This window comes from Methylobacterium sp. E-046 (genome assembly GCF_022829625.1).
In the GTDB taxonomy this organism is placed as follows: Bacteria; Pseudomonadota; Alphaproteobacteria; order Rhizobiales; family Beijerinckiaceae; genus Methylobacterium; species Methylobacterium longum.
In genome coordinates this window covers 1-9,440 of sequence record NZ_JAKSYP010000008.1, presented here as the reverse complement: position 1 = coordinate 9,440, position 9,440 = coordinate 1, and the positions used below count along the sequence as shown (strand labels likewise).

The following is a 9,440-nucleotide window of genomic DNA, read 5'->3' as shown; positions in this document are numbered from 1 at the left end:
CGGCCTTGCGGCGATCGCGGTTGGGCATGTCCATCGCGGCGATATCGCGGATCAGAGCAGTGATCTGGGCAGGGCGCCCATCGAACCACGTTGCGGCATCCTTAAGACGACGACGTGCTGCGGCGCGCGCAGCCGGCGCTGGAGTATGGGTTGCCCCAGCAACGAGGATGGATAGAGCCGAGACGATGCCGATCGCTGGCGGCGCGGTCTCCTCGGCTGAAACATGCCGTTCGATGAGGTCGCTCACGATGTCGAGGGGATCGCGGGACATAGCGGCTCCTCAAGCTGCTTCGCCGGCCCAGACAGCTTTGTCGTTGGCCCAGTCCTGACTGAAAGATTGCTTGTAGGCCTCGACGCTCTCGTATTCGCGGTCAACGTCCCAACAGCGGCCATCCGGTCCAATCACCGCATAGTAATCGCCTAAAGTCCCCTCGGGAGTGATCGGGTCGAGCAACAGGTTCGATGCGCCATCAAATCGGAAGGCGACAACGGGAAGGGTGTCGTAATCGACGCTTCTATCCTCGTCTGACTGGCTCGGCGGGGTGGCGCGTACTGCCTGATAGCCGGGAGGCGCTGGAAAGACGGCGGTCTGTCGATTGGCGATCCAGTCTAGATCAGCGCTTACCGTCAGGGTCGTGCCGTTGGTGAAGTGAATGGTGCTGCGCGGCATCCCGCGCGTCGAGGGTGCTGGCTCAATCCAGAGCACCTGAGCGGTGTTGATGAGCTTGCTGCAGACGTTGATGAGCATGGTGGTCTCCTTTCAGGTGCGGGGGCGGTTGATTGCGCCATAGCTCGCGACCGTGTGACGGAGGTCGAGCCCGGCGAGGCTGTTCAGGGCGGTCAGAGCGAGCGGCAGGTGCGAAGGATCGCGCTCAGCGAGACGCAGGTGTTCGGCGAGGGCGTTGCTACGGGGTCCGAGCGTCAGGTGCGCAATGCTTCGCAGGCACCGGCATCGGGCCGCACGCTCTGCGTCGCTGATTGCAGGATCCCATGGACCCCATGCGTCAGAGGCGGCGCTCATCGGCTGCCCCTTGCCGGACAAACCGGATGAAATGGACAAAATCCGAAATGTCCGACCCGTCCATCCAATCGGTGATCTGCGGGACCTACGCTTTGCTGCCAGGGCGGCGGTGCTTGACGCAGCGCCGCGTGGGCCAGCGCCGGCCGGTTGGGGTGCCGATCTTCACCTCGAACGGCTCGCCGCAATGGGCGCATCGTGTCTGGTAGACGTCGAGCGTGATGCTTCGGCCATCTCGGCATTGATGGGGGTCTATCCGAACAAACGAGTAGACCTGCCCCGAGTGGACAAATTCGGCCTCCGGAACGGCTGATGTGCTTGTCACGCTCGAAATCTCCTTTCGAAAAAATCAGCCCCGCGTGACAGGCGTGACAGGGAGGGGCCCCTACGAAGTAGGGGGCCCCCCCAATGTCACGGCGGATGTCACGGCCTCGGGGGGCGTGACAGGCGTGACATTTGACGGTTGTCACGGGTGTCACGCATGTCACGGCTACGCTCGCCACAGCCACTCCTCCCCGTTCCAAGCGGCCGTCTTGAACCCGTGCTTCGGGCAGGCGGACAGGGCTCTTTTCAGGGCCTGCCGGATCGTGGCGGCGGCCTTGTCGCCGTCGGTCTCGGCGGTGGCGTAGCGGCGGCGGAATTCGGGGCGCATCTCCTCGACGGTGATGGCGCGGACTGTCTCACCGGCACCGCGGACCTGGACGTCACGGCCATGGGTCAGCAGCGTCTCGTCGAACGCACCCTTCAGAGCGACAATCGGGAGCGGATCCTTGGCCGGGGCCTTGCGGGTCGAGGGTGGGGGTTCGTCCAGCTTCGGCTCAACAACGCAGGCGCCGTAGGCGTCGCCGTCCTCGTCCGTCCCGAGTTGCACGAAGCGGAGCGCGAACGCGGCGATGGGCCCTTCCTCGGCCCACCGGCTCTTGGCAAGGTTGAGTGAGCGGGTGGTCACCTCACCCGTGACTTGGTTCCGGTCGGCCAGAATGCTGAGCACCGCGTCAGCGCCGCCGCGGTAAGCGGAGGATCCGCGTAGCCCGGTTTCCTCGGTCTTGCCGTAGTGGTGGATAGGCAGGACGAGGGCGCCGATCGGCTCGCCCAGCATCCGCATGTGGCGGAGCACCTGTTGCGCCTCGGCGGCGTCGTTCTCGTCCTTCATGGCAAAAGCCGCGGCCATGGTGTCGATGGCGATTAACCCGAGGCGGACACCGAACTGCTCCCGCATCCGGGCATCAATGGCGCGGATCTTGGGTTGCAGCGCCTTCACTTCCTCAGGATCGGCAAGGTTCGGCACTGCGCCCATCCAGGCGATTGGCAGGCGGTCTCCGTTCGGGAGGACAGCACGGGCGGCCTCGACACGAGCGGCCAGCGTGCCGGCGCCCTCGGCTGCAAAGATCAGCGTTCCGACACGCTCAACGACGCGACGACCGAAGAACGGTTCTCCCGTTCCCAGCGAAATCGCCAGATTGACGACGGTGAACGTCTTGCCCGCACCGGACTGCCCGCCGAGCATCGCCACGCCCTCAGCGGGCAACAGGTTTTTGATGAGGTAGTGCGGTGGGTCGGGAGGTGCGTCGCCGTCGAAGGTGAAGCCGAACAAGGCCGCGTCGGCGCCCGGATCGGAACCTACGGCACGGGGCCCGCCGAACCGCTTGCGGTCATAGATCGTCTCGGGCTGCTCCGGCCGCACCTTCATCGGGCCGTCTCCATCATCAGAGCATCATTCAGGTCAGAGCCGGTGCGGGGTGCCACGACATCGACTTCGCGTCCGGCAGCGGCCCACCGCTCGCCGACCTGCTGCACAGCCGCCTCACTGGCCGCGCCGGTCTCGGCGCAGACGGTCAGGGCTTCGACGCCGGACAGGACGGGGAAGGCCGCGATCCCACCGACGCCGCCGGTGGCCCACATCGGCACGAGGCCGAGCACCATGCCGGCGAGCGCGGACTCCACGCCCTCGGCGAGGGCTAGACCCATCGTTACCTCGGAGTCAGCAGTGAGCTTGATCGCGGCGCCACCGGCTCGGCCGAGCATCTTCCTGCCGACCTTCCCCGCGGTGTCGGGATCGAGGCGGGTCCGGTGCAGGCCGACCACCTCGTTGGTGTAGATGTCGCGTAGGGCGCACAGCATCAGCGGTGCGCGTTCGTTCTCCCACGGGCCGCGGGGATGGAAGCGCACTGCGTGCCCGCAGACGGAGGCCGGTAGGTCCAGTTTCCGGTGCTGGTTCAGGTAGCGCTCAACGAGGCTGTTCCTCGGATCACGCTCGGCCTCATCCCAGATCCGGCGCACGCGCTCGGCCTTGATCGCGGCTTCGGCTTCACGGGCAAGGCGCTGCTGTTCGCGGGCGCGTTCCTGACGGGCCAGTTCGCGCGGGTCGACGTGCTTCTCCCGCTCGCGGGTGCGATCCTCCCAGCGAGGCAGCCCGCACCGCTCATCCACGTAGTCGCGGAGCATCAGCGGGTCGTCCCCCGCGAAGCTCGTCACGACGTAGCCGTTGCGCGCGTCGGGATCTGGGAGCAGCCGGGCGGACATGTCGCCCGTCCGGTGCCCGATGCCCTGGAAGGAGACCCCGCCGCTGATCACACGCCCGCCAGGAAGACAGGATGCGGCGTGCTGTAGGTTCAGCATGCGCGACGCACCTCCATGTCGAGGCGATCGGTCATCTCCGCGAGCCGGTCAGCCTGCCGGATCGACAAGTTGCCGCGCAGCCGGGCCACGTTGTTGAGGAACCCGCGCTCCCACTCCGTCAGGCGCCATGCCCGGTCCTGGCAGAACCGCACCCGCGATCGGTTCTCGGACTCCTGTTGCGGCGTGAAGGCCCGCCGCCAGGAGTAGGTGTCGAACGGGCGGATCCAACCGGCACCGGTTGCTTTTTCGCGGCGCCGCGAAAATTCAGAAGTTGCGGCGCCGCAACCTTTGTCCCGCTGGCGGGACAATTCACGGTCGTCTGCGCCGGCCGGGATTGCGGCGGCCAACGCATGCCAATCAAGGCCAGCAGCCTGTAGCTTGCGGCCGATGCCCCGGCAGGCGCCGAGGGCTTCGTGATCGTTTGGGGCTCCGCAGAGGGGCAGGAGCGCGCGGACGCTCTCAGGGATCGGGCGAGGCGTCATTCGGCTCCTCCCTGAGTGCGGAACGCCTGCATCGCCCAAGCAAACCGATCTTGCGCGTCCGGCAGGTGCGCCGTTAGGGCGTTCATCGCGCCGACCCCGGCACGGGCATACTCGCGGTCAACAAGGTCAGGCGTCGTGGTGACGCCCTTCCCGATGTCCTGCGCCATGCCGATCAGGCCTTGGGCGACGAAGTGCGGCGCGATCAGCACCGGCTCGCCGTCGGCCTCGACCGTGTGGCAGGCTTCCTTCCAGTGCTTCAAAAGCGCGGCCTTCAGGATGCGCCGCAGGTCGCGGGGCAGGGTCAGTGCCGCCAGCAACTCCTCGTGGACGTGCCACGGCATGTCGGGGCCATCGGTCGGCCCGCGGAAGAAGCGGACCGAGACGTTGTTGATGGTAGCGGTGTGGATGGGGGAGGCAGCCGCGATCATGCTCGCGCCCTCCATGTGTCGATCTGGGGAAACGCCAGTTCGGCAATCACCGCGGCCGTAGCCGGCGGCAAACCGAAGCGTCGGGCGAGGTGTAGATCTTGCCGGGGAGCGCTTACGCTGGCATATGTCTCGGTGCGTGCTGCCAAGAACGCATTTCCGAGACCCGCCGATGTTGCGCCCCGCGACGTCGCGCGGGTCTTTCGCATTTCAGTGGTCCTGCTGATCATTGCGCCGGCCGGCTCGGCGCGGATGTCTCCGGCACGACGGGGGAGCGCCCCGCCGATCTCGCGGAGTCAGGCGGCGATGGGCTCGGGCTGCGGCGCCTGCTCTGGAAGGCCGAGCATCCGGCGGAACGGCACCCCGAGGATCTTGTGGCGCTTGCCGACCCGAACGCTCGGGATCTCGCCCGCCTTCACCGCAGCATCGAAGCTGTCGCGCCCCATGCGCAGCGCACGGCGCGCGGCGTCCTTCTCGATCGTGACCCCGTACAGTTCGGTGTTCTCGCTCGTCATGGTGGCCTCCTAACCCGGATCTTATCACGGGAAAGCTCGTGATAAGCATTTTAGGATGGATGACCGTGGCGTCAAGGTGGAGCGCGCCTGCATCTGCCGGGAATTGTCGGAGCAGCCCCTCTTGTCACGGGCACTATTCCGGGCATATCAGTGATAAGGAAGTTAAATCGGGGGCTACCAGTGGCCGAGCAGGAAGATCAGGTGAAAAGGCGCAAGCGCGCGCCTCGCGAGCACATTCCTGACGGCGAGTTCCGGAACGTGACGATCCGGGTCAACTCTCGCACCTATAATCTGCTGGTCGATACGGCCAATGCCTCGGGATACTCAATCAGCGATGTCGGCGAGAAGGCTATCGGCAGTGTTGTGGACACCCGAGATGCCAATAAGCTGCTAGGTTCCAGCAAGGTATCTCGCCAATCGTGGGATATTCTTGATGTCATTGGCCGCCTACTGATGACTTACGAGAAAGCCGGCGGTGATGAATGGCTTGCGAATGAAAAGACCCGTGTTGCTGCCCACTATGCCATCCAGGCCGTGATTGACCGAGCCCTTTCGGCGCCGCCGTATTTGCTTGAGACATCTGTCGAGGACGTGAAGCCAGAGGATTTTGCCTTGTGGACGGCAGCCAACACTGGCGAGCGGTTGGGAGCCATCCTTTTGGACCCGACCAACCTCTCCGCTTACTCGGACCAGACCCGTCGCGCGCCGCTGCACAAAAAAGATTGGGAGAAGTAGACGCAATTCATCGATCCCAGGAACATTACGGATTTTGAAGTAAGATACGGAAAGTACCGCGGTATTACATTTTGGCCGCTCGCGCGTTACTCTCTCGCTAGCCGTGAGAGGACGCCATGCGAACCGGAACACTGACCCGCACCCGGATTTTCCGCGCTGATCCTGCCTTGGATGCTGCGCTTGAGGCCAGCGCTGCGCGGGCGGGCGTGAACGTCTCGGCCTTCATGCGCCGGGCCTTGGCCTCGGTCGTTCGTCCCGACGAGCCGCCTCCGGCGCCGTCCGCAACCTCCACCGCTCTACAGGTTGCCGCCTGATGGGCGAGGTTCACACCCTCACGCCTCGCGCGAGTGCGCCGCAGTCCGGCGCTGTCTCGGGGCCCGTCACCTATCCGGCTCTGACCCGTGAGCAGGCGCGTTCGGATCTCGCCTTCGGCCTACGGGCCTGTCGCGATCACTTGGACGGCCTGATCCGCCGCGTCGAGGAGGATTGCCCCGTCGTTGAGGCCATGGCCCGCGCCAAGGTGCTCAATGAGGGCCTGGAAGCCTCCGGCCGCGTCCTGACGGCCTTTCATCAGCTCGGCGACCCGCCGCTGCCTGAGGGGGCGTGACGGTGAACGCTCCGACCCCGCGCTTGACTGGCGTCGCTCTCGTCCCTGTGCCGACCGAGCACGTCGCGACGCTCTGGCCTCAGGCTGAGGGGCATCTGCGCCGGGCATGTGCGCGGTCCGTTGGTGACATGTCGCCGGAGTCGCTGTTCCTCGACTGCATGGCCGGTACGAGCGTCCTCATCATCATCGTGGACGGCAGCACCGTGCCGTCAAACATCCCGGCGGCGGCCGTGGCTCACTTCCCGCGTCAGGTTGACGGCTCGATTGCGTGCGAGTTGCGCGCCGCGGGCGGCCGGGCCTTGGCCCTCTGGCGGCACGTCGTCCCCGATTTCGAGGCTTGGGCCCGCCATGTCGGCGCGGCTTCCGTGCGCCTGTGCGGCCGGCCCGGCTGGGAGCGCGTGTTTCCGGGCTACCGCGCCCGTCCTCTCATTGCGCTTGTGAAGGATTTTTGACGATGCCGGGAATGGGCGGCGGACAGTCCAGCACCACCAACAGCACGCAGGTCGCGACCAAAACCCCGTGGGATCCGGCTATTCCCGGCCTCACGCAGAGTTTGACCGACGCTAAGACCCTCTACGACTCCGGCGTCGGGTCGCAGATCTACCAAGGCCCTCGGGTCGCGGATTTCAGCACGGACCAGTCGGCCGGCATCCAGTCCACCCGTGACCAAGCCGCGGCCGATAATGCTGGCGGCCTCGGCACGGCGTACCTGCAGAGTGTGCTCGGATCGAACGGGATCAGCCCCACGACGCAGCAGGGCCTCGGCATGCTGGCGGCGGTGCCTGAGGCGAGCACGGCCCGGCTGTCGGGGCTGGCGGACCGGATCGGGGATCCCAACAACCCGATCAACACCACCGCGAACGCGTTCATGAACGGCTCGCGGGATCTCACGACCCAGCCGCAGTTGCAGGCGCTCTACGACAGGAGCCAGCTCCCGAGCTACGCCGAGACGAACCTGTCGGGCGTGGCCCGCGGCGACTACCTCGATCCGACGACCAATCCGTACATGAATGCGTTGGTCGACACGTCCAGTCGCAACGCCGCCAACGCAGTCAAGGAAGCCTATGCGGCCTCGGGCCGGTATGGGTCAGGCAACTTCGCCGGAGCAACCACCAAAGCCGTCAACGACACCAACACGGCGTTGTATGCAGGCCAATACAATCAGGAGCGACAGAACCAGCTTTCGGCCAACAGCCAGATTGACGCCGCGCGGCAGGCCGCATCGAGCGCCGGGCTCGGGATCACGAACGCGATTAGCGGCGTGCAGTCCACGAACAACTCTCAGCGCCTCGCGGGTGCCGGCCTCGGGCAGGCTCAGCAGGCAGCTCAGGCCGGCGTGCTCGGTCAGGTGTTGGGCGGCGATCAGTTCAACAGCAACCTCGGGGTGACGAAGGCGCAGGGCTTCATCGGTGCGGGTCAGCAGGGGCTCAGCGCCGCGAACCAAGCCGCAGGGCTCTTGCCGTCCGTGGACGCGCTCCGGTATGCGCCGGCCTCGAACCTGTTGCAGGTCGGCGGGCTTCAGCAGGCGCAGGCGCAGCAGGGTCTGGAAGCCGCGCAGCAGCTTTTCCAGGAGCAGCAACAGACGCCGTGGCAGGCGCTGAGCCAGTACGCGAGCTATCCGTTGGCGATTGGTAGCCAGGGTGGAACGCAGGTCTCTCAGGGGACCCAGCGCACAGAGACCTCAGGCGTGAGCCCGATGCAGTCGATCCTCGGCCTGGGCACCAGCCTGCTCGGCCTCGGCACGGGCGGCGGCGCGACCCTCGGCGGCGGTCTGATCAAGGGCCTGTTCGCGTCGGATGAGCGGATGAAAGAGAACATCCGCCCCGTGGGCGAGCTGAAGGATGGGCAGACCATTTACAGCTACAACTACCGCGGCGAGCCTCGAACCCAGATCGGCCTGATCGCGCAGGAGGTGGCGGACCGGAAGCCCGATGCTGTGGGCCCGATCGGTCTCGGTGATCTCCTGGGCGTCGACTACGGCAAGGCCACGGACGAGGCCGCTCGGCTCGCGGCGAAGGGCCGGAAGAAGGGCAGGGACGGGTCGTCAGGCGGATCCGCGCCGGCCGCGCTTCCTGCTGAGCCTCCGCGCCTGACGATCATTGTTCGGGATCCCTCGGGCTCCGACCATGGCGGGCCTCCGGCTGGGCTCGGCGACCTGCTCGCGGCGATGTCGGGCGACCAGGGCGGCCACGGTGCTCCTGTCGGCCTCCTCGCCCATGCCCTGCAGTCCATGATCCCGCAGGAGCCGGAGCCGTTACGAACTAGCGTCACGAAACCTCAGACCCGCGGCAAGCGCCGCGCGGCAGCTTGAGGAGGCGCACCATGGAACGCTCCGACGCCTTCGAACTGATGCCGCCCGCCGTCCCGGCCGACGACGCGGTGCCGACCGATTTGCAGCAGCGGATCGCGGTCGCCTGCGCCAACGCCGCCTTGAGCTTCCGGTCTCTGCAGGCCGTGAGCGCACAGGCCGCGTGGATCCTGGAGAGCGGTACCGGCACGGCCCATGACCTCGCCGGGCTTCTGCAGGCCTTCGAACAGCTTCAGCTCCAAGCCGGCGAACGGATCACGGTCCTCGGCGCCATGTGCGGCTCTGCGGGGTCAGCATGACCAGCGGTGCCTCCTCCTCATCCTCGAACATCAGGACGCACCGATGAGCGGCGGTCCCTCTTTCCTCGGCGACCTCGGCGGCTTCGATCTCGCGGGCTTGCTGGATCGGCTTCGTCAGGCGCCGCAGGGGTTCGACCCTCAGGCGGCAATCCCTGCCCCGACGATGGGCCTCAACCCGTTCCAGCCGACGCGCGGTGCCGGTGATGTCGATCCCTCCGGCCGCGGCACCGGGCCCGGGGAGCAGCGCCGCCCGAGCAGCGCCATGGACGAGGGACAGGTGCAGACCCGACAGCGTGCGCAGGCGGGGCCCGCGTACGCTGTCGCGTTGGGCGGCTCGCGGATTGACAGCCGGCTGGGCGACGGATCCGGGTTCGGGGGCGGGCCGTGGGGTTTCGGCGGGGTCGCTGAGCCGTACGACCAGCACGCACTGGC

14 protein-coding genes are annotated in these 9,440 nt (G+C 66.7%); 7 read left to right on the top strand and 7 right to left on the bottom strand.

Annotated features, from left to right (window positions below):
* From MKK82_RS00140 to MKK82_RS00110, 7 genes are all read right to left on the bottom strand, one after another.
* The coding region (locus MKK82_RS00140) for a hypothetical protein (protein ID WP_243984185.1) at positions 1-271 on the bottom strand (271 nt) is incomplete at its 3' end.
* Between the two features lie 9 nt (positions 272-280).
* Positions 281-748 (bottom strand): hypothetical protein, encoded by a 468-nt coding sequence (locus tag MKK82_RS00135; protein ID WP_243984184.1) that lies wholly within the window; start codon positions 746-748, stop codon positions 281-283.
* Positions 749-1,508: 760 nt separating this feature from the next.
* The gene (locus tag MKK82_RS00130) at positions 1,509-2,708 is read right to left on the bottom strand and encodes an ATP-binding protein (RefSeq protein WP_243984182.1); all 1,200 of its coding nucleotides are present in this window, start codon (positions 2,706-2,708) and stop codon (positions 1,509-1,511) included.
* Positions 2,705-3,463: a toprim domain-containing protein gene (locus MKK82_RS00125; RefSeq protein ID WP_243984180.1), complete on the bottom strand. Its 759-nt coding sequence runs from the start codon at positions 3,461-3,463 to the stop codon at positions 2,705-2,707. Before MKK82_RS00125 ends, MKK82_RS00130 begins: the two co-directional genes overlap by 4 nt.
* Positions 3,464-3,630: 167 nt before the next feature.
* Entirely contained in the window at positions 3,631-3,984 is a 354-nt protein-coding gene (locus MKK82_RS00120) for a hypothetical protein (protein WP_243984178.1), read from the bottom strand.
* 131 nt (positions 3,985-4,115) lie between these two features.
* Positions 4,116-4,547: a hypothetical protein gene (locus MKK82_RS00115; protein WP_243984177.1), complete on the bottom strand. Its 432-nt coding sequence runs from the start codon at positions 4,545-4,547 to the stop codon at positions 4,116-4,118.
* A 293-nt stretch (positions 4,548-4,840) separates the two neighbouring features.
* Entirely contained in the window at positions 4,841-5,059 is a 219-nt protein-coding gene (locus MKK82_RS00110) for a hypothetical protein (RefSeq protein WP_243984175.1), read from the bottom strand.
* A gap of 180 nt (positions 5,060-5,239) precedes the next feature.
* Between MKK82_RS00110 and MKK82_RS00105 the strand changes: the two genes are divergently transcribed.
* From MKK82_RS00105 to MKK82_RS00080, 7 genes are all read left to right on the top strand, one after another.
* Positions 5,240-5,794 carry a hypothetical protein gene (locus MKK82_RS00105; protein WP_243984173.1) on the top strand — a complete coding sequence of 185 codons (555 nt, stop codon included), beginning with the start codon at positions 5,240-5,242 and terminating at the stop codon, positions 5,792-5,794.
* Between the two features lie 116 nt (positions 5,795-5,910).
* A complete protein-coding gene (locus MKK82_RS34320) occupies positions 5,911-6,108 on the top strand; it encodes a ribbon-helix-helix protein, CopG family (protein ID WP_409566763.1) in 198 nt (65 codons plus the stop codon).
* Complete coding sequence (locus MKK82_RS00100) at positions 6,108-6,401, top strand: hypothetical protein (RefSeq protein WP_243984171.1); 294 nt, start codon at positions 6,108-6,110, stop codon at positions 6,399-6,401. Before MKK82_RS34320 ends, MKK82_RS00100 begins: the two co-directional genes overlap by 1 nt.
* A 128-nt stretch (positions 6,402-6,529) precedes the next feature.
* Positions 6,530-6,853 (top strand): hypothetical protein, encoded by a 324-nt coding sequence (locus MKK82_RS00095; protein WP_243984170.1) that lies wholly within the window; start codon positions 6,530-6,532, stop codon positions 6,851-6,853.
* Positions 6,775-8,712 (top strand): tail fiber domain-containing protein, encoded by a 1,938-nt coding sequence (locus MKK82_RS34140; RefSeq protein ID WP_243984168.1) that lies wholly within the window; start codon positions 6,775-6,777, stop codon positions 8,710-8,712. Before MKK82_RS00095 ends, MKK82_RS34140 begins: the two co-directional genes overlap by 79 nt.
* A gap of 11 nt (positions 8,713-8,723) precedes the next feature.
* A complete protein-coding gene (locus MKK82_RS00085) occupies positions 8,724-9,008 on the top strand; it encodes a hypothetical protein (protein WP_243984167.1) in 285 nt (94 codons plus the stop codon).
* 43 nt (positions 9,009-9,051) lie between these two features.
* A partial coding sequence (locus MKK82_RS00080) for a hypothetical protein (RefSeq protein ID WP_243984165.1) occupies positions 9,052-9,440 on the top strand: 389 nt, incomplete at its 3' end.